This window comes from Nonomuraea thailandensis (assembly GCF_024172165.1).
Lineage (GTDB): Bacteria > Actinomycetota > Actinomycetes > Streptosporangiales > Streptosporangiaceae > Nonomuraea > Nonomuraea thailandensis.
In genome coordinates, this window is record NZ_JAMZEB010000002.1 from 2,187,957 (window position 1) to 2,212,071 (window position 24,115).

Below are 24,115 nucleotides of genomic sequence, written 5' to 3' on the forward strand. Positions count from 1 at the left end.
CGCACACTCTGCTTCGTTATAACCTATGACGTCAAGCCTCTGTTTCCGGAATGTAACGCGTTAAGCCTCGTGGACGCCTTATAGGCGCAACGTGCTTCACGAAGGGTTCGGCAGGTGCAGCGGTCGCGACTTGCCGACAGGGCAGGAGATCGGTGTAGGTTATAACCGTCATCGGGCGACGGGACGGGACAACGATGAGCGAATCAGCGGCGGAGCTCTACACGACCAAGGCGGACTACGCCTACCTCAGGGTCAAGGAGCTGATCCTGTCCGGCACCCTGCACCCCGGCTCCGTCATCGCGCAGGCCCAGCTCGCCCGCGAGATCGGCATCAGCACCACCCCGCTGCGCGAGGCGCTGCGCAGGCTCAAGAGCGAGGGCCTGGTCGAGCTCGACGCCCACCGCGACGCCCGTGTCGCGCCCCTGGCCGCCGAGGAGGCCCGCGACCTGCTGGAGCTGCGCCGCTCCCTCGACCCGCTCGCCGTCGCGCTGGCCGCCGAACGCCGCACCAAGGCCGACATCGCCGCCATGCGTGCCGCCCTCGACGGTCTCAAGCCGCTGCCGGGCAACCCCGCGTACGAGCAGCTCGTCGCGCACCGCAAGTTCCACCGGGCCCTGTACTCCGCCTCCCACAACGACCTGCTCATCCAGACCCTCGACGGGCTGTGGGACAAGGCCGACCGCTACCGCCGCCTGGCCCTGGAGGTCGAGCGCGGCCAGGCGGCCCGCGATCGCAAGGCCGCCGAGCACGAGGCCCTGGTGGAGTACGTCATCGCGGGCGACGCCGACTCGGCCGCCGCCGTCATGCGCGAGCACATCGACACCAGCCTCGGCGCCCAGGCCGCCTGGCGCCTGCGCAAGCAGCACACCGGATCGGACACCGCCGGGGAGCCCTGACAGGCCGTCGCCCCCGCATGGTTAAGTTAGGCTTGCCTAATCTAGCGAGGAGGAGTCCGATGGCGACGGAATCGGCACGGCGTGCGCCTCGGTGCACCACCGGTGTGGTGCTGCGTACCGAGCAGTTGACCCCGCACATGATCCGCGTGGTGCTCGGCGGCGAGGGGCTGGCCGCGTTCAGCGCGGGGGAGTTCACCGACCACTACGTGAAGCTGCTGTTCCCGGTGCCGGGGGTGAGGTATCCGGAGCCGTTCGACATGGGGGTGATCCGCGCCGAGCTGCCCCGCGAGCAGTGGCCCGTCACGCGCACCTACACCGTGCGCTCCTGGGACCCGCGGACTCGGGAGCTGGCCATCGACTTCGTCTGCCACGGCGCGCAGGGCCTGGCCGGGCCGTGGGCCATGCAGGCCAGGCCGGGCGACGTGATCCGCTTCATGGGGCCCGGCGGCGCGTACGCGCCCAGCGCCGAGGCGGGCTGGCATCTGCTCGCCGGTGACGAGAGCGCCCTGCCGGCCATCGGCGCCGCGCTGGAGCGGGTGCCCGCCGGAGCGACCGCCAAGGTGTTCGTCGAGGTCGAGGACCCCTCCGAGGAGCAGGAGCTGCCGACCGACTGCGACGCCGAGGTCGTGTGGCTGCACCGCGACGGCGGCAGGGTCGGCGAGGCCCTGGTGCGGGCGGTGCGGGAGGCCAAGTTCCTGGACGGCGACCTGCACGCCTTCGTGCACGGGGAGGCGACGTTCGTCAGGGAGCTGCGGCGGTACCTGCGGGTGGAGCGGGGTGTGCCGCTGGAGCAGCTGTCGATCTCCGGGTACTGGCGGCTGGGGCGGGACGAGGACGGCTGGCAGTCCTCCAAGCGGGAGTGGAACCAGGAGATCGAGGACGAAGAGGCGAAGGTCCTGAGCGGCTCGGCCGCGGGATGAGCCGGTGACCGCCCGGCCGCTCTCCTCCGGGCGGCCAGGAGGTCACCTCTCGCCCGGCCCGTTCAGCCGGGCGGGCCGGGACGGCCCGTTCAGCCGGGCGGGCCGGGGCGGCGTCCTGCCACTGGTGACAGGACGCCTCCTCGGCGCGTCATCCCGTGAACGGCCGCGCCCTGCTCAGGCGCCGGGCGCGGCCGGGGTCAGACGCCGAAGGCGGCCGGGTAGCGGATGGTGCCGGTGGGCACCGGCAGCGCGGCGTCGAAGACGAGCGCCATCATGTACTGGTCCTCGACGTCGAAGGGCGCCTTGATGCCGTGACGCGAGGCGGGGACGAAGCCGAAACGCGGGTAGTAGGTGGCGTGGCCGAGCACCAGGACGAGGTTCTCGCCCTGCTGCCGGGCGGCCTCCAGCCCGGCGCGGATGGCCGCCGCGCCGGCGCCGCGCCGCTGCGCCTCGGGCCGCACCGCGCACGGCCCCAGCGCGAGAGCCGGGACGCCGTCCACGTGGCAGCGGGTGAGCAGCGAGAACCCGGCGACGGGGCCGCCGGGCTCCTGCGCCACCCACGAGAGGCCGGGCAGCCACGCCGCCGGGTCGGCGCGCAGCGCCTCGACCAGGTCGGCCTCGTGCGGGGTGGGGAAGGCCGCGAGGTTGACCTCGCGGATCGGGGCGAGGTCGGCGGCGGTCTCGGGGCGGGTGATCCAGGAGCTGGTCATCGCTGGTGGGTGTCCGTTTCTGTGCTCGCCTGCGGTGGCAGGGCAGGGCTGATGAAGGGGTGGCCGGAGCCGGGCGTACGTGCGGGCGCGGCGGCGGTGACCTGGGCGCGGGACTGCGCGGTCACGATTGCCGGTCCCTGAACCTGTAGGTCGCCCGCAGATGCCTGGTGATGGCCTTCTGCTGGTCGGTACGCTCGCCGCGCAGCCGGGCGTCCGCGCGCGCGGCAGCCCACGCGTTCTCCCGTTGCAGCTTGCGGTAGCTGTCGAGGCGGCGCCCGGCCAGGTCACCCGCCAGGATGGCGGCCTGGACGGCGCAGCCGGGCTCGGTGTCGTGCGCGCAGTCGCCGAACCGGCAGTCGCGGGCCAGATCCTCGATCTCGGCGAAGACCTGTTCCAGGCCGTCGGCGGCGTCGTACAGGCTGATCGCGCGCAGCCCGGGCGTGTCGATGAGGACGCCCCCGCCGGGCAGGGGCACCAGCTCGCGGCGGACGGTGGTGTGGCGGCCCTTGCCGTCCTGCGCCCGTACCTCGCCGACGGCCAGCCGCTCGTCCCCGAGCAGCGCGTTGCCGAGGCTGGACTTGCCCGCGCCCGAGGACCCGAGCAGGACCGTGGTGCCGCCGCCCAGCAGGGCGGTGAGCACGTCGATGTTCTCGCCGGTGGTGACGCTGGTGACCAGGACGTCCACGCCGGGAGCGAGCGTGCTCGCCTCGGCGCGCGCGGCGGCGGCGTCGGCCGCCAGGTCCGCCTTGGTCAGGACGACCAGCGGCCGGGCGGCGCTGTCCCACGCGAGGGCCAGCAGCCGTTCCAGCCGGGCCGCGTCCACGGGAGCGGCCAGCGAGACGGCGACGACGACGGTGTCGACGTTGGCCGCCAGCACCTGCCCGTGGGAGGTGCGCGACGCCGACGAGCGCACGATCGTGCCGTGGCGCGGCAGCAGGGCCACCAGCCGCGGCTCCCGGCCGGGGCGCAGCGCGGCCCAGTCGCCGGTGCAGGGCGTCAGGAGCGGGTCGGACGCGTGCGGCACCGCGAGCGCGGCCCGCACCGGGCCGGACCCGGTGATCGCGTCGCACAGGCCGCGATCGACCCGTGCGATCCGGGCCGGTTCGAGCCCGGACGCGCGATGTCCGGCGAAGGCGTGGTCGAGGGATTCCGTCCATCCGTACCGGGACAGCCCGTCGGAAGGATGCGTGAAGAGATGAGACAACGTGAGACACCTTGCGGGAAGGGGCCCCGACGAGACGCAGCCACCAGCCTCGCCTTGAGCCTTCCGGCTACGGCGGGCGGGGAGAAATGGGTCAGACCGGGGCCCGGGACGTGAGGAATGTCCGGGCGCTGCGCACGGCAGCGGTCTTCACCGCGGTCATCAAACCTCACCTCCCTCTCACTCCGAGATCCAACACCGAACGAGCGGCAGCCTAGCACGTTCGAGGCAGGGCCGCGGATGTGCACTCTACACATCCGCTGTATAGTCCAAACGGACTTAACGGGAAATAAGGGGATATAACGTGCATTCCGCGCCTACCGCGCGCTCCGGCGGCGGGATCGTCAGCGTGCTCGCCGTGGCCGGTATCGTCGGCTCCCTCATGCAGACCCTGGTGGTGCCCTTGGTCGGCGAGCTGCCCCGGCTGCTCGACGCGAGCGCCGCCGACACCTCCTGGGTGATCACCGTGACCCTGCTGGTCGGCGCGGTCGCCACCCCCGTGGTGGGCAAGCTCGGCGACCTGTACGGCAAGCGCCGCATGATGCTCGCCTGCTCCGTGCCCCTGATCGCGGGATCGGTGGTGTGCGCCCTCTCCGGATCGCTGATCCCGATGATCGTCGGGCGCGGCATGCAGGGGCTGGGCGTCGGCATGATCCCGCTGGGCGTCAGCGCGCTGCGCGACCTGCTTCCCCCGCAGCGGGTCGGCCCGGCGATCGCGCTGATGAGCTCCTCCATGGGCATCGGCGGCGCGCTCGGCCTGCCGCTCTCCGCGGCCGTCGCCGAGTACGCCGACTGGCGGATGCTCTTCTGGGGCTCGGCCGCGCTGAGCGTGCTGGTCGCCGTGCTGATCTGGCTGCTCGTCCCGGCCACGCCCGCCCACGGCCGTGGCCGCCTGGACGCCGTCGGCGCCGTCGGCCTCGGCATCGCGCTGGTCTGCCTGCTGCTGGGCGTGTCCAAGGGCGCCGACTGGGGCTGGGGGAGCGGCACCACGCTCGGGCTGCTCGGCGCGGCCGTCGTCGTGCTGCTGCTGTGGGGCCTGTGGGAGCTGCGCGTCCGTGACCCGCTGGTGGACCTGCGCACCACCGCCCGCCCCCAGGTCCTGCTCACCAACGTCGCCTCCGTCCTGGTCGGCTTCGCCATGTACGCCCAGTCGCTGGTCGTCATCCAGATCCTCCAGCTCCCCGAGGCGACCGGATACGGCCTGGGCCAGTCGATGCTCGCGGCGGGGCTGTGGCTGGCGCCGTCCGGGCTGATGATGATGGCGGTCTCGTCGCTGGGCGCCCGGCTGTCGGCCGCCCGGGGGCCGAAGACGAGCCTGTTCGTCGGCGCGCTGGTCATCGCGCTCGGGTACGGTGCCGCGTTCGGCCTGATGGGGTGGGCCTGGGGGCTGATGGTCGCCAGCAGCGTCGGCAGCATCGGCGTCGGCCTGGCCTACGGCGCGATGCCCGCGCTGATCATGGGCGCCGTGCCGCAGAGCGAGACCGCCTCCGCCAACAGCTTCAACACGCTGATGCGCTCCATCGGCACCTCGGTCTCGGCGGCGGTGGTCGGCGTGATCCTGTCGCAGCTGACGGTGACGTCGGGCGGGCACACGCTGCCGTCCGAGTCCGGGTTCCGTACGGCGCTGCTGGTGGGTTGCGGCGTCGCCCTGGTGGCCGCACTGGTGACACTGACCCTGCCCAGGCCCCGGCCCGCCACCTTCCCGGCCCGGGCGGGCGCGCCCTCGCCCTCTCTCGCGTCGCTCTCCCCGGCCTCACCCGCCGCGCCGATCCAGCCGCCCACCGCAGCGCCCTCGCCCGCGGTGTCCTCCTCTGCGGTGTCCTCGCCCCCGCTGCCCTCTCGCGCGCTGTCCTCCGCCGCCTCGGCCGCGGCTGCGTCGCCCGTGCCTGCGTCGGCCATGCCTGCGTCGCCCGAGACGCTCGCGCCTGCGTCGCCCGCCGGGCCGCCTGCCACGCAGGTCTGGCCGCCGGCTCCGGTGCGGATCGGGCACGAGGAACTGGGCCCGTGGCGGGATGCGTTCCGCCCGCCCGAGTCGCGGCCCGGCGCCCCCGAGCCAGGTCCCCGGAACACCCCGCCGTCCAGCGCGACCGATGTGCCGCAGGCCGGGACCACCGTGCCGCGCGCCCAGATCGCGGGATCGCCCGTACAGATCGCCGAGTTGCATCGGGAGCACGCCGAGCTGCGCGTCGAGAACGCCGCACTGCGCGAGGAGACCACCGCACTGCGCGAGGAGAACGCCGCGTTGCGCACCACGAACACCGAGCTGAGCGCCGCCAACACTCAGCTCAGCGCCGCCAACACCGAGCTCCGAGCCGAGAACGACGAATTGCGCAAGGAGCTCGACGTCCTCATGCAGGGCCTCTCGGCCTGGGTCCAGAACCTGGGCGAGCGGACGGGCTGACCCCGCCCCCCGCCCGAGCGGCCTGCTCTTCATGAACTCCGCCCACAAGAAAAGACCCGCCGACCAGAATGTCGGCGGGCCCCTTTATCAGATCAGCGCTTCTTGTGGCAGTGCCACTTGTAGGAGTAGTGGTAGTGGCCCTTCTTGTGATAGTGGCCCTTGTACCAGTGCCCGGCCTTGTACCACTTCTTGTACCAGTGCTTGTGCCAGTAGTACCCGTGCGGGCACTTGGCGGTGGCGCTGGCCACGGTCACGTCGGTGGCGACGCTCGCCTGGGCGGGAGCCGTTGCGGCGAGTCCGGTAAGGGCCATCGAGGCGGCGAGGACGCCGCTCGCGAGGAGCTTACGCATGATCCCTTCCTTTCCGTGAGACTGATATTCACGATAAGAAGGCCGCCCATTTCGCTCTATGCACAATTACGCGCTCGGCGACAATTGTCCGCCCCGTTTTTCCGCTGATCAATAAATGTATTCACCGCGGTCCCGCCATTCACCAGGGTCATGCGCTCAGGGATCGCCAGATGCGCTCGGGCAGCACCCGTGCCGCCTCCGCCAGGTCGATCTCAGGCGCTCCCGCCAGCCAGCGCCTGGTCACCTCGGCGACCGGCCCGACCAGCAGCATCTCCACCTGCGCCACGGGCAGCCGCGCGACCGTCCCGGCGTCCATGTGCCCGAGGATCCAGCCGTTCAGCCGCGCCAGCCGCGGCGCCTTGTCGGCCGCGATCCGCTCCGCGTACGGGCCGAGGTCGATCGCGTACGGCGCCGCGTGGATGAACCGGGCCTGGCCGGCGTGGCCGGCGGTGAAGCCGAGGTAGGCGGTCACCGCCCGGCGCACGCCGTCGCGGGCGTCCGCGGCGTCCTCGACGGCGGCCACCAGCGTGTCGAGCAGCACCCCCATGCACCGGCTGTACAGCGCGGCGGCCAGCCCCTCCAGGCTGCCGAAGTGGTGGTACACGCTGCCCATGCTGACGCCGCTGCGCGCGGTCAGGGCCCGGAGGGTGAAATCGTCCGGGTAGATCTCGAGGGCGGTGTCGAGGAGCTTCCTGACGGTCTCCTCGCTGCGCTTGTGCCGCGTCATCGCGCCGCGCTGCGCCTGTGCCGCGTCATCGCACGGCCGTCAGCGTCTCGGCCTCGTCCCAGATCCGCCGGGCCAGGTCCCCGTCCAGGGCCGGCCCCTGCAGCGGGACCTCCTCGGCCTGGTCGAAGTAGCGGCCGGTGCCGGTGCCGCCCGCCAGCGCGACGACCGGCGCGGCCCCCTCCTCGGCCGTCGCCCACCTGCGTTTCGCGGCCTTCAGCAGCCAGCCGAGCGGGCCGCCGCGGTCGCCGAGCCCGGTGCGGATCACGCCCGGGTGCACCGCGTCGATCGTGACCCCCGCCTCCCGCCACCGCTCGGCGAACAGCGGCACCGTCAGCAGGTTGCACAGCTTCGTGTCCGCGTACGTCCGCAGCGAGGAGAACCCCGCCCCCACGGAGGTGCGCCCCGGCTCGGCCCTGCCCTTGACGTACAGGCCCGCGCTGACCTGCACCACCCGCCCGAGCCGATCCTCCAGCAGGTGGTTGAGCAGGAACGGCGCCAGATGGTTGACCGCGAACGACTCCTCCACCCCGTCGCTCGTCAGCACCCGGCGGCTCGGCCAGACACCGGCGTTGTGCACCAGCACGTCCACGCGCGGGCACCGGGCCCGCAGCTCATCGGCCAGCCGCCGCACCGACGCCGTCGTGGTCAGGTCGCCCGCCACGAACTCCACGTCCCCCCGGATGCTCGCCGCGGCCCGCCGCCCGCGTTCGGGATCCCGCGCGACCAGCAGCACCCGGTGCCCGTCGCCGGCCAGCCGCTCGCACACCGCGTGCCCGATGCCGCGGTTCCCGCCGTCACCACCATCACAGAGGCCATGGCAGAACATTTTTCTGAAGAATTGCTCTAGTTTCAATGGGCGGGGACGTCCTTCAGCACCGCCGTGGCGGCGGCGTGACCCACCTCGAAGGCGGCGTGCAGCACCGCCGCGTCGCTCTCCAGGCGGCCGATGCCGCGCGAGGTGTCCGGCGGCCGGATGGACAGCACCGCCGGGCCGCCGCTCAGGGAAGGGCCGTCGAGGTCGTGCTCGGCCAGGAGGAGGTCGTCGGCGGCCAGCCGGGCGTCGCGCGACAGGAACGCCGTCCGCAGCGCCGGGGTGTGGCGGCGCAGGCCGACACCGGTGACGAGCCGCGCCCCCCAGGAAGGCGCCGTACGCGCGGCGGCCCGGTCGACCAGGCGGCGGGAACGCAGCACGAGCACGTGGCTGGCGCCGTCGCGCAGCGCCTGGCGGAACGGGATCGACTCGGCCACGCCCGCGTCGTACAGCAGCCGGTCGCCGATGGCCACGGGCGGGCCGGCCAGCATCCGCAGGGCGGCGCTCGCCCGCAGGGCGAGCTGCAGGTCACGCTCGCAGGTCAGCGTCGGGTACAGGTCCACCGCCTCGCCCGTCAGCACGTCGGTGGCCAGGGGATGGAACTCGATCGGGGCGGCCAGCACGGAGGCGAAGTCGAGCGGGAAGTCGCGGACGTAGACGGTCTCGATCAGCCCGCGTACGTCGACGACGGGGCGGGCGCGCAGCACGTTGCCGCGCCGGATCAGCGCCTTGGCGAACACCGGGTCGGTCCAGCCGCGCAGCCCCTCCGGGCGCGCGCTCAGCAGCCACGCCCCCGAGATCGCCCCGGCGGAGGCCCCGTAGACGGCGTCGAACAACGGCAGCAGGCCGAGCTGCTGGATCGCCAGGGCCATGCCCGCCGACACCGTGCCGCGCATCCCGCCGCCCTCGATGGCCAGCACCACCCGGTGGCCGTCGCTCCGCTCGCCCGGCCGGCTCGCCTCGGCGGCGCGGCGGGCGAGCACCGCCAGCATTCGATGCCGGCTCCTGACGTCGTCCACAACGGTCTCCTCGGGGGCGAGATCAACAGGACCACGACAGATTACGCCGACCCCGGCCCGTGCCCGCGCGGGGGTGCGGCCTCTCCGGGATCAGGACGAGACCTCGCCCGCGTGCCCGCGTTGAGGGCCTCGCCCGGCCGCCCGCGTAGGCCCAGACTTCGCCCGGCCGCCCGCCTAGGCCGGGATTTCGCCCGGCCGCCCGCCCAAGGCGTGGCGGACGGTGTAGTCGGCGGTGGCGTAGTCGCCGCCCTGGAGCTGGCCGGCGGAGAAGAACTCCGCCACGCCGGGGATGCGGCCCGCGTAGGCCTCCGCGTCGTCCAACGGCTGGTAGCCGAGCCCGGCGTCGAGCTCCCAGAAGCGGCGGGTGTTGGCCGACACCGCGTACGCGGCCGTGAAGGTGACGCCCGGCCGGGTCAGCGCCGCCCAGACGAACCCGGCGCAGTCGCGCGGGCTCAGCCAGGTGGCCAGGTGCCGCGGCTCGCTCGGCTCGGGCTCCAGGCTCCCGATGCGCAGGCACACCACCTCCAGGCCGAACTTGTCGGCGTACAGCCTCCCCAGCGCCTCCACGGCGACCTTGCTGACCCCGTACACCCCGTCGGGTCTGGGCGGAAGCTCCGCAGAGACCGCCTGCGCGGCCGGATAGCAGCCGGTCAGCCGGTTGCTGCTGGCCAGCACCACGCGCCTGACCCCCGCGAGCCGCGCCGCCTCCAGCACGTGGTGCGTGCCCAGCACGTTGGCCTCCAGGAGCTCGGGCAGCGGTGCCTCGTCAGGCAGCCCGGCCAGGTGCACGACCGCGTCGGCGCCCTCGACGAGGGGCCGCACGTCGCCGGCGCCGCCCAGCTCGGCCCGGCGGACCTCCTCGCCCGGCCCCGCCGCCGTCAGCGGCGCCCGGTCGACCGAGACCAACCGGCGCAGCCGGCGCCGCAGCGGCTCGCGCAGCACGGACCCGACGCTCCCCGCGGCGCCGGTGAGCACGACCGTCTCCATCGTCATGGGTCGCAGTATGGCAGCGGCCACCGACATTCCCGATCGCGGCAGGACTAGGGTGTCGGCGCATGGACGCGGACAACTGGCTGGAGGACACCCGGGCCTCCTACGACACGGTCGCCGTCAGCTACGCCGACCGGCTTCGCGAGGCGCTGGGCGAGCGCCCGTACCTGCGGGCGGCCCTGGCCCTGCTCGCGGACCTGGTCCGCGACGCCGGGGGCGGGCCGGTGGCCGACGTGGGCTGCGGGCCGGGGCACGTCACCGCCCACCTGCACGAGCTGGGCCTCGACGCCTTCGGCATCGACCTCTCCCCGGCGATGATCGAGGTGGCCCGGCGCGAGCACCCGCGGCTGCGGTTCGAGGTGGGCTCGATGACCGACCTCGACCTCCCCGACGCCTCGGTCGCCGCCGTGCTCGCCTTCTGGTCGCTGATCCACGTCCCCGACGACGCGATCCCGGTCGTACTCGGCCACTTCAGGAGGGTCCTGCGGCCGGGCGGGAGGCTGATGGCGGGCTTCCACGCCGGCGACGGGTCGGTCCTCAAGACCCAGGGGTACGGCGGCCACCCCATGCGGGTGCGCGTCCACCGTCGCCGGCCCGACAAGATGGCGGCCTGGATGCGCGACGCCGGCTTCACCGTCGAGGCCCAGCTGCTGCTCGACCCCGAGGAACGCGTGCCGGGGGCGATCCTCTTCGCGCGTCTCACCTCGTGACGAGGTCGCCGTAGCCGCGCAGCGCGATGTTCTCGGCGGTCCTGCGGGCAGGCTCGCCGTCAGGCTCTCGCCCCGCAGGCACGGCACGACCTTGTAGTAACGGCGCGCCCACCGGCGCCGGCCCCGTCCCCATGCCCGGCAGGGAGGAGGGCTGTAGGCGGCGTCACCGACCAGGGCGACGCGCCCGCGCGTCCACGACTCCACGCGCACCTGGCCGACCGAGTCGAAGGAGAAGTCGGGCGCGTGCCGCATCTCCCGCAGCAGGCGGTCGCTCTCCCAGCCGTTGCCCGTGAAGTGCTCGGCGAGGTTTCCATGCCGCCGTGCCACGTCGTGGCGGTCGAGGCCGAGATGGCCGGCCGGTGCAGCCAGTACGCGAGGGCGGGGCCGGCGACGCAGGCGCCGGAGATCAGGGACGTCGCGGTCGGTCATGACGGCGAGCCCGCCGGGCGGCGCTCACCGGCGGCTCACCGCGCGCTCACCGCCTCGACGACCGGCTCGGGCAGGCCCTGCTCGCCCCCGGCGGCCAGCGCCCGCATCAGCAACGCCGCCGGCCGCTCCCCGCAACGGATGCCGGCCCACCAGCTCACGCAACCCGGGCACCAGCTCACGCGGCCCGGTCACCGGCCGCCCGCCCCGGCCGCCGGTCCGCGCCACAGCCCGAGCTCGCCCGCCGGCCGGTCGGCCGGCACGACCGCGCCGGGGCGGAGCAGCAGCAGCGCGCGGCGGGCCGGCCCGCCCAGCGGCACCCCGGCCCCGTCGTCGCGCCACGCCTGGTCTCACCGAGGATCCCGAACCGCACGCCGGCGATCATCGCCGAGCCGGGGACGATCGCCTTCAGCCGCCCACGGGAAAGTTCGAGCGCAGGACGTTGTGCGGGTCATGGTGCCGCTTGACCGCGCGCAGCCGCGCCAGGGCGGCGGGAGCGAAGGCGTCGGCCGCCGTCTCGGCGGGGTTGAGGAAGGTGAACGGCTTGCGCCCGCTGACGGGCAGGGCCTCGGCGAGGCCGCGCTGCCTGGCGGCGACGGCCGCGGCGGTGCTCGGGCCGGCGGGGATGCCGAACAGGTAGAGCGCGTACGGCTCGGTCAGCGGCCCCTGCGGGCTGTCGGACGGCCGGGCGAACGCGCCGCCCAGCTGCCGCACCTGCACGCTGAGCAGCGGGGCGATCGGGTCGGTGAGCAGGGTCTTGGCCGCCGCGTCGTCCAGCTCGGTCAGCAGCTCGGCACGCGAGAGACCGGGGCCGGGGTCGGTGGGCTCGGCCGTGATGCCGCCGAGCTCGGAGACCCGCATGACCCGCCTGCTGTCGGACAGCGGCCGGGCCAGGCGGTCCAGCGGGGCCAGCAGGTCGCGTGCCGCGTCCTGGCCGCCGAGGTACGTGGCGTCCACGGCGACCATGGGGTCCGAGCCGGGGAAGTGCAGCAGGTCCAGCCAGACCGTCAGCTCCTCCGGCGCGGCGGCGGTGATCTGACGGAAGGCGTCCATGACCGCGGGGGCGTGCTCCCCCTGCCACAGGACCCGGCCGCCGAACAGGCTCGGCGCGGGATGCAGGGTCAGCTCCAGCGCGGTGACGACGGCGAAGTCGCCGCCGCCTCCGCGCAGCGCCCAGAACAGGTCGGGGTCGGAGCCCGCGGTGACGTGCCGCTGCCGCCCTTCCGCGTCCACGACGTCGAACGCGGTGACCGCGTCCGACACCCAGCCGTGGGCGCGGCCGAACCAGCTCAGCCCGCCGCCGAGTGCCACCCCCGCCACGCTGACCACCGGAGAGCTCCCGGGCAGCCCGGTCAGGCCGTGCGCGGCGGCGGCCGCCTGCACGCGGCCGGACGGCACGCCCGCGCCGATCCGGGCCCGGCGGGCCGCCGCGTCGATCTCCAAGGTGTCCAGCCGGCCGGTGCGCAGCAGGATCGTGCCCGCGGCGCGGCCGGAGGCGCCGTGCCCGTTCGGCTGGACGGCGACGCCCAGGCCGGCCGAGCGGGCGAAACGGACGAGCGCGGCCACGTCGCCGGCGTCGGCGGCCTCGACCACGGCCGCGACGGGCTGCTCGACGGCCAGGTTCCAGGGGCGGTGGGCAGGGTCGAAGCCGGCGTCCCCCGGCAGCAGGACCCGGCCACGGACGACGGAGCGCAAGGTGTGCAAAGCGTTCATGCAGCCAACGCTAGGGCCGGGAAAGACCCCGCACATGGTGCATTTCCGTGGCGAATTCGTGGGTCAATCCGGCGGAGGTCACCACCGGACCCAGGGGCTTTCTGCGCCGCCGCCCCAGGTCGAGCCGCCCGCCGCCTTCCACCGCTGGCGGACGTCGGTCTTGGCGCCGGTGCGCGGGGCCGACATCGTGAACGGGCCGCACACCGCGACGGCGCCCGTGCTCGGCGGGGCGAGCGCGTCGCAGATGAACGGCTGGGCGATGTTCACGTCGGCGTCGGTGTCGTAGAGCTGCACGTGGACGTCGGACCGTACGGAGGCCGGCCCCCGGATCTGGCCCTTGATGTGGAGGGTGTCGCCGACCACGGCCAGGCACGGCGCCATCTCTACGCCGCTGCCCGCGGCGATCCAGTCCCGGCAGCGCCACTGCGGCGCCGGCTCCCCGGACGGTGGCGGCTCCTCGCCGTCGTCCGGCGCCTCCACCGTGGGGGACGACTTCACCGGCTTGGGCGTGCGCACCCGGCGCGTGGGCGGGGCGGTCGAGACCGGAGGCGTGGAGGGCGCCGAGACCACCGTCTTCGGCTCGTCCTCCGGTTTGTCGGGTTTTTCGAGGTCCTTCGGCGACGGGGTGCTGATGTCCGGGGTGGGGGTCACGACCGGCTGGTCCGCCGCCTGTCCGGCCGGTGGCGCCGACGCGGCGACGGGCGCCGCGTCCGGTTCCCGCCAGGGGGCGACGACGGCCACCGCCGCGCCGGTCAGGACCAGCGCCGCGGTGGCGGTCGCGGCGATGACCAGGCGCTGCCGCGACCGGCCACGCCTGGCCGAGGTCTGCGTCTCCTCGCCGTCGGACGAACCCGCGCCCGCTCCCCGCGGGCGGCCGGGCGGCGGCGGGGCGGAGTGCGACAGCGGGGCGGGGTGAGACGAAGGGGCGGAGTGCGACGGCGGAGCTGAGTGCGACGGTGGCGCGGGCGCGGGCGCGGGCGGCGCGGGTGAGGGTGAGGCCGCTGACGGCGGGCCGGACGTTGGCGGGCCGGACGTTGGCGGGGTGGGCGACGGCGGGGTGGGGTGCGGGCTCGCGGTGGGGAGGGGCTCGGAGGTGGCGGAGACGGCTCCGGCCCGGGGGACAGGCGGCAGGGCGGGCAGTCCGGCCAGTGACGGGGCCGCCTCCTTCAGCGCCGCCGCCACCGCGTGGGCGCCGGGACGCACGGCCGGGTCCTTGGCGGCGCAGGCCTCGATGAGCGCCCACAAGGGGTCGGGCATCCCGGCGAGCCGGCGGGGCGTGGCCGCGGCGTGCTGGCGGAGCAGCGCCATCGGATGGTCACCGACGAACGGGGGACGCCCGGCGAGCAGCTCGTACAGGATCAGGCCCAGCGCGTACACGTCCACGGCCGCGCCCGCGGCGGCGCCATCGGCCACCTCGGGGGCGAGGTAGGCGGGGGTGCCGATGACCGCGCTGGTTCGGGTGAGGCCGGGGCCGTGCACGATGCGGGCCACCCCGAAGTCCGTCAGCCGCGCCTGGCCCGTGACCCCGTCGAGCAGGACGTTGCCCGGCTTGACGTCCCGGTGCACGACGCCGATCGCGTGCGCGACCGCCAGCGCCTCGGCCACCTCGGTCATCAGCCGGGCCGCCTCCCCCGGAGGCAGCGTGCCGCGCTGCCGGAGCAGGCCGCGCAGGTCCCCGCCCTCGACCAGGTCCATGACCAGGGCCAGACGATCTCCCTCGATGACGAAGTCGCGGACGGTGACGATGTGGGGGTGGCGCAGGCTGCGCATCACGTTGCGCTCCTGCACGAACCGCAGGACCAGGTCGGGGTCCCCGGCCAGGCCGTCGCGCAGCAGCTTGACCGCCACGATCTCCCCGGTGTCGCGTTGCCGCGCCCGCCAGACCGTCCCCATCCCGCCGCCGCCGATCTCCTCCAGCAGCACGTACCGGCTGCCCAGAGCCGCCTCGGACCCGCCCTGAGCCATCAGTGGTGATCCCCCTCCGCCGTGTGGAGATCAACAATAGTCAGGATGGCCGGGTGACAGGAAGATCACGAGCGGTGGCGGCCGTCCCGTTCAGGCGCGGGTCTGGTCCGTCGGGCGGATGAGCAGCTCGTTGACGGCGACGTGCTCCGGCTGGGTGACCGCGTACAGGACGGCGGCGGCGATGTCCTCGGGCCGCAGGGTGCGCATGGAGCCGGCCATCTCCCGCGCGGCGGCCCGCATCGCGGGATCGGTGATGTGGCCGGCCAGCTCGGTGGCGACGAAGCCGGGCTCGACGACCACGACCCGCACGCCCTGTGCGGTCACCTCCTGCCGCAGCGCCTCGGAGAAGGCGTTGACGCCGAACTTCGTCGCGGCGTAGACGCCGCTGTAGGCCGAGGCGGTGCGGCCCGAGGTCGAGGAGACCTGCAGGACGACGCCCCGGCGCTCCAGCAGGTGCGGCAGGGCCGCGTGGACGGTGTACATCGACCCGAGCAGGTTGGTCTGCACCATGCGCGTCCACTCCGCGGTGTCCGCGCCCGCGATCGGGCCGCTGAGCATCACCCCGGCGTTGTTCACCAGGATGTCCAGGGCGCCGAAGCGCTCGACGGTGGCCGCGACGGCGGCCCGTACCGACTCCTGGTCGGTCACGTCGAGATCGAGGGCGAGCATCTCGCCGGGCGCCCGGCCGGTCAGGAGCTTCAGCCGGTCGGCGCGGCGGGCGCCGATCGCGACGCGCGCTCCCGCGGCCGACAGCGCCAGCGCCGTGGCCTCCCCGATGCCCGAGGACGCTCCGGTGACGAGGGCGACCTTGCCCTGCAACGTGGTGTTCACGAGTGTGTTCTCCCTCTTGAAGATAAACGGACCGGTCGGTCACCTTCAGCGTATGGCATGAAACGGACCGCCGGGTCACCTTGCGCTAAGCTGGGAGCGGAAGGGGGGCACATGGCTGGGACGTCCGCCGCCTCGTCGCGCAGCGACGCGGTGCGCAACCGGCGGCTGCTGCTGGACGCCGCGGCGGCGATGTTCGCCGAGCACGGCGTGGAGGTGTCCATCGGCGAGATCGCGCAGCGGGCCGGGGTGGGCAAGGGCACGGTCTTCCGGCACTTCTCCTCCAAGGACGAGCTGCTCGCGGCGATCATGCTCGGCCTGCTGGGCGAGCTCAACGACACCGGCGGCGCGCTGCTCGCGGCCGACGACGCCGGCCTGGCGCTGCGCCGGTTCATGACCGCCTGCGTGGAGACCTTCGTCAGGGACCGGGCGTTCTGCGAGACCGTCGGGCGCCCGTCCCTGCAGCACGCGCAGGTGCGCGAGGCCATCCATCGCCTCTGCGAGGTCGCGGAGGCGCTCACCGCCCGCGCCCGCCAGGAGGGCGCCGTCCGTCCCGGCATCACCGGCATCGACGTCGTCCTGCTGGTGAGCGGCATCCAGCACACGGCCGAGCCGCTGCTCGCAGCCGAGCCCGAGGCGTGGCGCCGCTACCTGGAGCTTGCCATCGACGGCATCACCACCGACACGGGGCGGGCGCTCCCGCACCCGCCTCCGCGCCACCTCCCGCTGGCCGAGACAGGTGCTACGGCTGCGTCGCCCGGCGCTCCGGATCCCGGCGGTGATCCGCCACGAGCGCGGCGGCCAGCCCCGTGACGGCCAGGGCGAGGGCGGGCACGACCGCGAGGCGGGGCGCGGTGACCAGCAGGGGAGTGGCCTCGCTCACCATGCCGCCCCAGTCGGCGCCGGGTGGCAGCCCGACGCCGAGGAATCCGAGCGACGTGACGGCGATCAGCGTCCTGGCGAAGTCCGCGGTGGCGACGGTCAGCACGGGCCCGGCCAGGTGCGGGCCGATGGTGCGGCGCAGCAGGTAGAGCGGCGACGCGCCGATGGCCCGCACGGCCAGGACGTGATCGGCGCCGGCCACGCGCCGGGTCGCCGTGTGGGTGACGAGGCCGCAGCTCACCCAGCCGAGCGGCACCAGCGCGGCCAGCACGGTGACGTACCCGGGCCGCAGCACGCCCGCCAGCGCGAGCGCCAGCGTGAGCCCGGGCAGGGCGAGGGCCACGGTGGCGGCGAAGCGCAGCAGCCGGCCGGCCACCCCGCCCGCCAGCCCGGCCACCGCGCCGGCGACCGCGCCGAGCGCCGTGGTGATCGCCGTGATGGCGAACGCGACCAGCAGGGACGTGCGGCCCGCCATGGCCGTCCTGGTGAGCAGGTCCCGGCCGAGCTGGTCGGTGCCCAGCCAGTGCTCGGGGCCGGGCGGCAGCAGGGCGCGCCCGAGATCCGGCAGGTACGGATCGTGCCCGGTCAGCACCGGCGCGACCAGGCAGAACAGCACGACCAGCACGAGGACGGCCACCCCGGCACGGCCCGTCATCGCCGGCCGCCCGGCGCAGCGGCGGCACGGCCCTGCGTTCGCAGCCGCGGGTCCAGGGCCGACAGGCACAGCTCGGTCACCGCCAGGAGCAGCACCGTCGCGACCGCGACGACCAGCACGTACGCCTGCACGACCGGCAGATCCCGCTGCCTGATCGCCGCCACGGCGAGCTGCCCCACGCCCGGCCAGGCGAACAGCGTCTCCACCACCACGGCGCCGGCCAGCAGCTCCGCCAGGACCAGGGTCACGGCGGTGACCGCGTTCGGCGCGGCCACGCGCAGCGCGTGCACGACGATCATTCGCCGGCGCCGCAGCCCCTTGACGGCGGCGAGCCTGACGAAGGGCAGCCGCAGCGCCCGCGCCAGGTCGGCCCGCAGCAGCCGCAGCAGCGTGGCGGCGCCGGCCAGGCCGAGGGTGAGCGCGGGCAGCACCACCGCGCCCGGGCCGCCGTCGCCGCCGGTGGGGAGCAGGCGCAGGCCCACCGCCACCACGCTGATCAGTAGGATCCCCACGATGTAGGGAGGAACGCCGCCGATCGCCACCGTCACCAGCGCCAGAACCCGGCTGCCCAGGGTCCGCGGCCGGAACGCCGCCATGAGGGCGGCGAGCAGCGCGAGCCCCGCCGAGACCGCCGCCGCGGCGCCCGCCAGCCGCAGTGTGGCCGGCAGCCGTGCCAGGATCTCGGCGGTCACGGGGGAACGGTCGACGTGGGAGCGCCCGAGGTCGCCGCGCAGCGCGGCCGTCAGCCATCGCAGGTACCGGCTGAACAGCGGCTGGTCGAGCCCGAGCTCCGCGCGCAGCGCCGCGACCCCGGCCGCCGTGGGCTGGACGCCGCCGCGGCGCAGGATCTCCTCGGCGGGGTCGCCGGGCGCGAGCGAGGTCAGCAGGAAGACCAGCACCGACAGCACCAGGAGCACGAGCAGCAGCTCCGCGATGCGCCGCAGGAGGATGGCGGTCACTTCCTGGGCGCCAGCCTGCCCAGATCGGTCACGTAGGCCACGTTCTGCGTCACGCCGCCGACCCCGGTGGTCGTGACGACCGGGTTGTCCTGGTAGGCCAGCGGGATCATCGGCCGGTCCGCCGCCAGCAGCCGCTGGATGCGGTGGTAGAGCTCGCGGCGGCCGGCCGGGTCCGTCCGCGTCGCGGCCCGGTCCACCAGCTCGTCGAACTCGGCGTCGCGGTAGCCGAGCCGGCGCTCGACGTTCCAGGGCGCGTCCGAGCGCAGGAACCGGCGGAACAGGTAGTCGGCGTCGCCGTTCGGCACGCTGTACGCGCTGAGGAAGACGTCGTAGTCGCCGGCCTCCATCACCGGCTTCGTGGCCTCGGTCACGCTCACCCTGGCCGGCAGCCCCGCCTGCTCGAAGGAGGCGCGCAGCACCTCGGCGACGTCGGTGTAGGGGAACTGGCCGGTCTCGGCCGAGGAGATCAGGATGGTGACGGGCCGCGCCGGCGGCCCGGCCGCGGCCACGAGCTCGCGGGCCCTGCCGGGATCGTACGGCGCGGTGATGCCGGGGTCGGCGAGGTCGCCGAAGACCGGCGACAGGAAGGCCGCGCCCGGTGTGGCCGTGCCGGCGAGCAGCGTGCCGGCGACGGCCCGCCGGTCGACGGCCAGGTCGGCCGCCTCGCGCAGGCGCGGGTCGGAGAACGGCGCGCGGGAGGCGTTGAAGGTCAGGTAGTGCGTCAGCACCGAAGGGCTGCGCACCACCTGGAAGCGGCTGTCGGCGGCGACCGCGGCGACCTGGCCGGGCAGCAGCGCGCCCTTGTCGATCAGCCCGTCCACCTCGCCGGCCCGCAACGCGGCGACGCGGGCGTTGGCGTCCGGGATCACCCTGACCACGATCGTGTCGTAGGCGGGGGCGGCGCCGTAGTAGTGCGGGTTGGCGGCGAGCACGGCCTGCTGCCCCTTGGTCCAGCTCACCAGCGTGTACGGCCCCGTGCCGATCGGCTTGCCGGCGAAGGAGCCCGAGGCGGCGAACGCCTTCGGCGACTGGACCATGCTGTAGAAGCCGGCCAGCCTGCCCGGCAGGTCGGCCACACCCTCCTTCAGCTCGAACACCACTTTGCCGCCCTCGGCGCGGACGTCGCCGAGCCTGCCGTACGCCGCCTCCATCCCCGCGTCGAGGCTGAAGAAGGCCGACTGCCGGGGCGCGATCCGCAGGAACCGCTCGACGCCGGCCACCACCGACTCGGCGGTCAGCGGCGTGCCGTCGCTGAACCGCACGCCCTCGCGCAGCGTGAACGTCCAGCGCCGCCCCTCGTCCGCGGCGGCCCAGGACGTGGCCAGCGCCGGGACGGGCCGCAGTTTGTCGTCCACGGTCACCAGCGGCTCCCAGATCCGTAAGGTCTGGTGGGCGTAGTACGGGTCCTCGGGGCCGGCGACGAGGTCGCGCGGGGCGGCCAGGGTGAGCCGGCTCCCGCCCTGCTCACCGGGCTCCTGGCCGCCGCATCCCCACAGGGCCGCCGCCAGGAGGGCCATCACGATCATCGTGGCTCGTCTTCGCACCTGATCTCCCGCCGACGTCCCGATCCGGTACGCAAACGATAACCGTCTTCATGCCGATCGGGGAGATCGTGGGGCATTTGTGGTGATACGGTCTTCCACCGGAAATGATTCTCATTTTCTGGAGGATCCGTGAGAACGATGCCCGAGTCGCCGCCCGCCACGACGTTCGCGATGCCGCTGATCGTCACCCTGCTGGCCGGCGTCCTCGCGCTGTCGGTGCTGCTGGCGATCGGCCTGGGCGCCGCCGCCGTGCCGCCGGGGGAGACGCTGCGCTACCTGTGGGCGGCCGTGACCGGCGGCTCGATCACGGCCGGGGAGGTCACCGCGTACCAGATCATCTGGCAGGTGCGCACGCCGCGCGTGCTGCTGGCGGTGCTGGTGGGGGCCGGGCTGAGCGTCGTCGGCGTGGCGATCCAGGCGATGGTGCGCAACGCGCTGGCCGATCCGTACGTCCTGGGCGTGTCGTCGGGGGCGTCGGCCGGGGCGGTGCTGGTCGGCGTCACGGGCACGCTGACCGCCCTGGGCATCTACGCCGTCACGGCCGGCGCGTTCCTCGGCGCGTTGCTCGTCTCCGCCCTGGTCTACCTGGCCTCGCGCGGCGCGGGCGGCCTGACGCCGCTGCGGCTGGTGCTCACCGGGGTGGCGATGGCGTTCGGCTTCCAGGCGGTGATGAGCCTGATCGTGTACTTCGTCCCGGACGGCGAGTCGACGAGCACGGTGCTGTTCTGGTCGATGGGCGGCTTCGGCGCGGCCACGTGGGGAGCGCTGCCCGTCGTGGCGGTCGTCACCGCCGCCACCGTCGTGGTGCTGCGCCGCCTCTCGCGCAGCCTGGACGTGCTCGCCCTGGGCGACGAGACGTCGGTGAGCCTGGGCGTGGACACGGTCAGGCTGCGCAAGGGCCTGTTCGTGCTGACGTCGCTGGCCACCGGCGCGATGGTCGCGGTCAGCGGCGCGATCGGCTTCGTCGGGCTGGTGATGCCGCACCTGGTGCGGCTGTGGACGGGGGCGGCGCACGTACGCGTGCTGACGATCGCGCCCCTGGCCGGCGCGATCTTCATGGTGTGGGCCGACCTGGTGGCCAGGACCCTGGTGGCGCCGCGCGAGCTGCCGCTGGGCGTGATCACCGCGCTGGTGGGCGTGCCGGTCTTCGTCGTCCTGCTGCGCCGCCGCGGTTACCTGTTCGGAGGACGTTGATGGCGCGGCTGGTGCTGGACGAGCTGTCGGTGTCCATCGACGGCGCCCCGATCGTCAAGGACCTGGCGCTCGCCGTCGAGGCGGGGCAGGTGGTGGGGCTGATCGGGCCCAACGGCTCGGGCAAGACGACCGCCCTGCGCTGCGTGTACCGGGCGTTGCAGCCGGCGAGCGGCGCGGTGCGGATCGACGGCGAGGAACTGACGCGGATGCCGCTGCGCGACAGCGCCCGCGTCATCTCCGCCCTCACCCAGGAGGGACGGGCGGACCTCGACTTCACCGTCGAGGAGGTCGTCGCCCTCGGCCGCGCCCCCCACCTGCGCGGCAACCAGGCGCTCAGCGCCCGCGAGCGCGAGCTGTGCCGTCAGGCGATGGCGCGGATGGAGGTGCTGCACCTGGCCGGGCGTGGCGTGCTGTCGCTGTCCGGCGGGGAACGCCAGCGCGTCCTGGTCGCCCGGGCGCTGGTGCAGGAGCCGCGGGTGCTGGTGCTCGACGAGCCCACCAACCACCTCGACCTGCACCACCAGATCCGGCTGCTGTCGATGCTCAAGGGCTCCGGGCTGAGCGTGCTCGTCACCCTGCACGACCTCAACCTGGCCGCCTCCGCCTGCGACCGGCTGGCGGTGCTGTCGCACGGAGCCCTCGTCGCGTACGGGCCGCCCGCCGAGGTTCTCACCGAGGAACTCCTGCGCGAGGCGTTCGGCGTCGAGGCGAGCGTCGTCCCCCACCCGCTCACCGGGGTCCCCCAGGTGCTCTACGACCTGGGCACGGCCACGACCACGAAAGGAAACTCGAAGTGAACAGACGCACCCCCGCCGCGCTCCTGACGGGCGCACTCCTGCTCGCCGGCTGCGGCGCGCAGGTGGAGGGCGGCGCCACCGCCGCGCGCACGGTGACGGTCAAGAGGTGCGGCGAGGACGTCCGGTACACCACCCCCCGCCGGGCCGTCGTCTACGAGGGCGGCAGCGCCGACAAGCTGTTCGCCCTCGGCCTGACCCGGCACGTGCACGGCTACGTCATGCCGCCCGCCAACCCGCCGGTCACCGAGTCCCCGTGGGCGGCCGAGTACGCCAAGGTCAAGTTCCTCAGCGACGACCTGCTCAACCGGGAGCTGGTCGTGGACGCCAAGGCCGACTTCGTGGTCGCGGGCTGGCGCTCCGGCTTCAGCGACCAGCGCGGCATCACCCCCGCCATCCTCGACGGCCTGAAGATCCAGAGCTTCATGCACACCGAGTCGTGCTTCAACTATCCCGGCCACCCCGAACGGGTCCCGCCCTTCGAAGCCCTCTACACCGACCTCGAACGCCTCGGCAAGATCTTCGGCGTCGAGGCCAGGGCGCGGGACCTGGTCGCCGGCTACCGCAAGCGCGTCGAGGCGGTCCAGGCACAGGCCCCCAAGGGCGAGCCGACCCCCGTCTTCCTCTACGACTCGGGCACCGACAAGCCGTTCACCGCGGGAAGCCAGGTGCCGCCCACCGACATCATCCGCTTCGCCGGCGGCCACAACGTCTTCGGCGACCTGGACGCGCGCTGGGGCGAGGTCACCTGGGAGGCCGTGGTCGAGGCCAGGCCGGAGGTCATCGTCATCCTCGACTACGGGGACAAGCCCGCCGCGGAGAAGATCAAGTTCCTCAAGGAGTTCCCCACCACCAGCAAGCTGCCCGCCGTCGTCAACGACCGCTTCTACGTCCTGGACTACAACGAGGGCATCAGCGGGCCGCGCAACATCGACGGCCTGGAAGGGTTCGCGAAGTACCTGCGCGAACTGCGGACATGACCGGCCGGGACACCTCGCGGGCGCGGTCGATCCTGCGCGAGGGCCAGTTCGTCCGGCTGTGGTGCGGCACCACCGCCTCCGGCCTGGCGACCTGGGCGCTGCCCTTCGTGCTGGGGCTCGCCGTGCTGGACCGCACGCTCACCGCCGCCGGGCTCGGCATCGTGCTGGCCACCCGCACCGTCGGCTTCCTCGCCGCCGTGCCGATCAGCGGGGTCCTGGCCGACCGGTACTCGCGCCGGGCCGTGGTGTCGTGGGCGGGGCTGGCCGCCGCGCTGGCCACCCCGTTCATCGCGCTCGGGCTCGGGCGCTCGGTCCCGCTCATGGCCGTCGCGGCGGCGGTGGTCGGCGCGGGGCAGGGGGCGTGCCGGCCCGCGTTCCAGGCACTCACGGCCGAGGTCGTGGACGCCGGGCGGCGGCGGCAGGCCAACGCCGCGATGACGCTGGCCGTGCGCGTCACCACCCTGGTGGCGCCGGCGGGCACGGCGTTGCTGGCGGCCGTCCTGGACACCTGGTGGCTGCTGGTCGGCACCGGGTTGCTCTGGGCCGTCGCGGCCCTGTTGCCACCCCGCGGCCCGCACGCCCCGGAGCGTGCCGCGGCGGGCGCGCGGCTCTCCGGGGAGTCGCGTGAGAGGGGTGCGCGGCTTCCCGGAGAGTCGCGTGAGGCGGGTGCGCGGCTTCCCGGAGGGTCGCGTGCCGGGTCCGGGGTGCGGTTCTTCGCGGAGTTCGGCGAGGGCGTGCGTGAGGCGCGCAGGCACCCGTGGTTCCTGGCCGGCCTGGGCGCGCTGGCCGCCGTCATCTTCACCGGCTACTCGGCCACCGGCGTGGCGCTCCCGCTGGTCAGCCGCGACAGCTACGGCACCGAGGCGGTGCTCGCGGCGGCGCTGACCGCCTACACCCTCGGCGCGCTGGCCGGCGCCCTGATCGTGGCCAGGTGGCAGCCGCGCGCGCAGGGCTGGGCCGCCCTGGCCGGCCTGGCCCTGTACGGCTTCGCCCCGCTCAGCCTGCTGCTGCCGGCGCACCCGGCCCTGGTGTTCGCCGCCTACGCGCTGGCCGGCCTGGGCATCGAGCTGTTCAACGTGCCGTGGTTCACCGCCACCCAGCGCGAGGTGGAGCCGCGCCTGCTCGCCCGCGTCTCCTCGCTCGACTTCCTCGTCTCCTACGGCCTGGCCCCCGTCGGCCTCGCCTTCCTCGCCCCGGCCGTCGACGCCTTCGGCCTGCGACCGGTCCTGGCCGGCTGCGCGCTGGTGTGCTTCCTCGCCCCGGCCGCCGCGGCCCTGGTCCCCAGCAGCCGCGGCTTCAGGACGGCGCCGCCGAGCTCGCCACGCCGCTGAAGGCGGTCGCCGGCCCCGCTGCTCAGCGGCTGCCCTGCCAGGAGTAGAAGGCGCGTACGTCTCCAGCTCCGCGGCCGAACGCACGAGACGCTGGTCGCCGCTGTCGCGG

At 74.3% G+C, this 24,115-nt stretch carries 24 protein-coding genes; 9 read left to right on the forward strand and 15 right to left on the reverse strand.

The window, feature by feature from the left end; genetic code table 11:
* The first annotated feature begins 194 nt into the window (after window positions 1-194).
* Window positions 195-896 carry a GntR family transcriptional regulator gene (locus HD597_RS14010; RefSeq protein ID WP_253742483.1) on the forward strand — a complete coding sequence of 234 codons (702 nt, stop codon included), beginning with the start codon at window positions 195-197 and terminating at the stop codon, window positions 894-896.
* A gap of 59 nt (window positions 897-955) precedes the next feature.
* Window positions 956-1,816, forward strand: coding sequence for a siderophore-interacting protein (locus tag HD597_RS14015; protein WP_253742484.1), 861 nt, complete (start codon window positions 956-958; stop codon window positions 1,814-1,816).
* Between the two features lie 197 nt (window positions 1,817-2,013).
* Here the strand turns inward: HD597_RS14015 and HD597_RS14020 are convergent, their stop codons facing one another.
* A complete protein-coding gene (locus HD597_RS14020) occupies window positions 2,014-2,526 on the reverse strand; it encodes a GNAT family N-acetyltransferase (RefSeq protein ID WP_253742485.1) in 513 nt (170 codons plus the stop codon).
* 121 nt (window positions 2,527-2,647) lie between these two features.
* The gene (rsgA, locus tag HD597_RS14025; protein ID WP_253742486.1) at window positions 2,648-3,730 is read right to left on the reverse strand and encodes a ribosome small subunit-dependent GTPase A; all 1,083 of its coding nucleotides are present in this window, start codon (window positions 3,728-3,730) and stop codon (window positions 2,648-2,650) included.
* Window positions 3,731-4,031: 301 nt separating this feature from the next.
* Between rsgA and HD597_RS14030 the strand changes: the two genes are divergently transcribed.
* Entirely contained in the window at window positions 4,032-6,128 is a 2,097-nt protein-coding gene (locus HD597_RS14030) for an MFS transporter (protein WP_308210609.1), read from the forward strand.
* A 92-nt stretch (window positions 6,129-6,220) separates the two neighbouring features.
* On the opposite strand, the gene HD597_RS14035 is transcribed toward HD597_RS14030, so the two are convergent.
* From HD597_RS14035 to HD597_RS14055, 5 genes are all read right to left on the reverse strand, one after another.
* Window positions 6,221-6,478, reverse strand: coding sequence for a hypothetical protein (locus HD597_RS14035; protein WP_253742487.1), 258 nt, complete (start codon window positions 6,476-6,478; stop codon window positions 6,221-6,223).
* Between the two features lie 148 nt (window positions 6,479-6,626).
* Entirely contained in the window at window positions 6,627-7,205 is a 579-nt protein-coding gene (locus HD597_RS14040; RefSeq protein WP_253742488.1) for a TetR/AcrR family transcriptional regulator, read from the reverse strand.
* A 25-nt stretch (window positions 7,206-7,230) separates the two neighbouring features.
* The gene (locus HD597_RS14045; RefSeq protein WP_253742489.1) at window positions 7,231-8,031 is read right to left on the reverse strand and encodes an SDR family NAD(P)-dependent oxidoreductase; all 801 of its coding nucleotides are present in this window, start codon (window positions 8,029-8,031) and stop codon (window positions 7,231-7,233) included.
* Between the two features lie 23 nt (window positions 8,032-8,054).
* Window positions 8,055-9,035: a patatin-like phospholipase family protein gene (locus HD597_RS14050; RefSeq protein WP_253742491.1), complete on the reverse strand. Its 981-nt coding sequence runs from the start codon at window positions 9,033-9,035 to the stop codon at window positions 8,055-8,057.
* Between the two features lie 174 nt (window positions 9,036-9,209).
* Window positions 9,210-10,028 carry an NAD-dependent epimerase/dehydratase family protein gene (locus HD597_RS14055; protein ID WP_253742493.1) on the reverse strand — a complete coding sequence of 273 codons (819 nt, stop codon included), beginning with the start codon at window positions 10,026-10,028 and terminating at the stop codon, window positions 9,210-9,212.
* A 62-nt stretch (window positions 10,029-10,090) separates the two neighbouring features.
* Between HD597_RS14055 and HD597_RS14060 the strand changes: the two genes are divergently transcribed.
* Window positions 10,091-10,735, forward strand: a complete 645-nt coding sequence (locus tag HD597_RS14060) for a class I SAM-dependent methyltransferase (protein WP_253742495.1) — start codon at window positions 10,091-10,093, stop codon at window positions 10,733-10,735.
* 464 nt (window positions 10,736-11,199) lie between these two features.
* Here HD597_RS14060 and HD597_RS64425 read toward each other — a convergent pair whose 3' ends face one another.
* From HD597_RS64425 to HD597_RS14075, 5 genes are all read right to left on the reverse strand, one after another.
* Window positions 11,200-11,322 carry a hypothetical protein gene (locus HD597_RS64425; RefSeq protein WP_276082906.1) on the reverse strand — a complete coding sequence of 41 codons (123 nt, stop codon included), beginning with the start codon at window positions 11,320-11,322 and terminating at the stop codon, window positions 11,200-11,202.
* A 30-nt stretch (window positions 11,323-11,352) separates the two neighbouring features.
* Window positions 11,353-11,481 (reverse strand): hypothetical protein, encoded by a 129-nt coding sequence (locus HD597_RS64430; protein WP_276082908.1) that lies wholly within the window; start codon window positions 11,479-11,481, stop codon window positions 11,353-11,355.
* 88 nt (window positions 11,482-11,569) lie between these two features.
* Window positions 11,570-12,874, reverse strand: coding sequence for an FAD-binding oxidoreductase (locus HD597_RS14065; RefSeq protein WP_253742497.1), 1,305 nt, complete (start codon window positions 12,872-12,874; stop codon window positions 11,570-11,572).
* Between the two features lie 78 nt (window positions 12,875-12,952).
* Window positions 12,953-14,839, reverse strand: a complete 1,887-nt coding sequence (locus tag HD597_RS14070; RefSeq protein ID WP_253742499.1) for a serine/threonine-protein kinase — start codon at window positions 14,837-14,839, stop codon at window positions 12,953-12,955.
* 90 nt (window positions 14,840-14,929) lie between these two features.
* A complete protein-coding gene (locus HD597_RS14075) occupies window positions 14,930-15,670 on the reverse strand; it encodes an SDR family NAD(P)-dependent oxidoreductase (protein WP_253742501.1) in 741 nt (246 codons plus the stop codon).
* A 111-nt stretch (window positions 15,671-15,781) separates the two neighbouring features.
* Here HD597_RS14075 and HD597_RS14080 point away from each other — a divergent pair, with 111 nt between their 5' ends.
* Complete coding sequence (locus HD597_RS14080) at window positions 15,782-16,480, forward strand: TetR/AcrR family transcriptional regulator (protein ID WP_253742503.1); 699 nt, start codon at window positions 15,782-15,784, stop codon at window positions 16,478-16,480.
* On the opposite strand, the gene HD597_RS14085 is transcribed toward HD597_RS14080, so the two are convergent.
* From HD597_RS14085 to HD597_RS14095, 3 genes are read right to left on the reverse strand one after another with little or no spacing between them, the layout of a single operon-like run.
* Window positions 16,410-17,204, reverse strand: a complete 795-nt coding sequence (locus HD597_RS14085) for an ABC transporter permease (protein WP_253742505.1) — start codon at window positions 17,202-17,204, stop codon at window positions 16,410-16,412. The two genes, HD597_RS14080 and HD597_RS14085, sit on opposite strands and share 71 nt — an antisense overlap.
* Window positions 17,201-18,163 (reverse strand): ABC transporter permease, encoded by a 963-nt coding sequence (locus HD597_RS14090; protein ID WP_253742507.1) that lies wholly within the window; start codon window positions 18,161-18,163, stop codon window positions 17,201-17,203. The genes HD597_RS14085 and HD597_RS14090 overlap by 4 nt, the downstream gene beginning before the upstream one ends.
* Window positions 18,160-19,707: an ABC transporter substrate-binding protein gene (locus HD597_RS14095; RefSeq protein WP_253742509.1), complete on the reverse strand. Its 1,548-nt coding sequence runs from the start codon at window positions 19,705-19,707 to the stop codon at window positions 18,160-18,162. Before HD597_RS14095 ends, HD597_RS14090 begins: the two co-directional genes overlap by 4 nt.
* Before the next feature lie 138 nt (window positions 19,708-19,845).
* On the opposite strand from HD597_RS14095, the gene HD597_RS14100 reads away from it, so the two are divergent.
* Genes HD597_RS14100 through HD597_RS14115 form a run of 4 tightly spaced genes read left to right on the forward strand, consistent with a single transcriptional unit; the run spans window position 19,846 to window position 24,006 of the window.
* Window positions 19,846-20,901 (forward strand): FecCD family ABC transporter permease, encoded by a 1,056-nt coding sequence (locus HD597_RS14100; RefSeq protein ID WP_253759347.1) that lies wholly within the window; start codon window positions 19,846-19,848, stop codon window positions 20,899-20,901.
* Window positions 20,901-21,698: an ABC transporter ATP-binding protein gene (locus HD597_RS14105; protein ID WP_253742511.1), complete on the forward strand. Its 798-nt coding sequence runs from the start codon at window positions 20,901-20,903 to the stop codon at window positions 21,696-21,698. Before HD597_RS14100 ends, HD597_RS14105 begins: the two co-directional genes overlap by 1 nt.
* Entirely contained in the window at window positions 21,695-22,675 is a 981-nt protein-coding gene (locus HD597_RS14110; RefSeq protein WP_253742513.1) for an ABC transporter substrate-binding protein, read from the forward strand. Before HD597_RS14105 ends, HD597_RS14110 begins: the two co-directional genes overlap by 4 nt.
* A complete protein-coding gene (locus HD597_RS14115; RefSeq protein ID WP_253742514.1) occupies window positions 22,672-24,006 on the forward strand; it encodes an MFS transporter in 1,335 nt (444 codons plus the stop codon). The genes HD597_RS14110 and HD597_RS14115 overlap by 4 nt, the downstream gene beginning before the upstream one ends.
* Window positions 24,007-24,115: the final 109 nt, after the last annotated feature.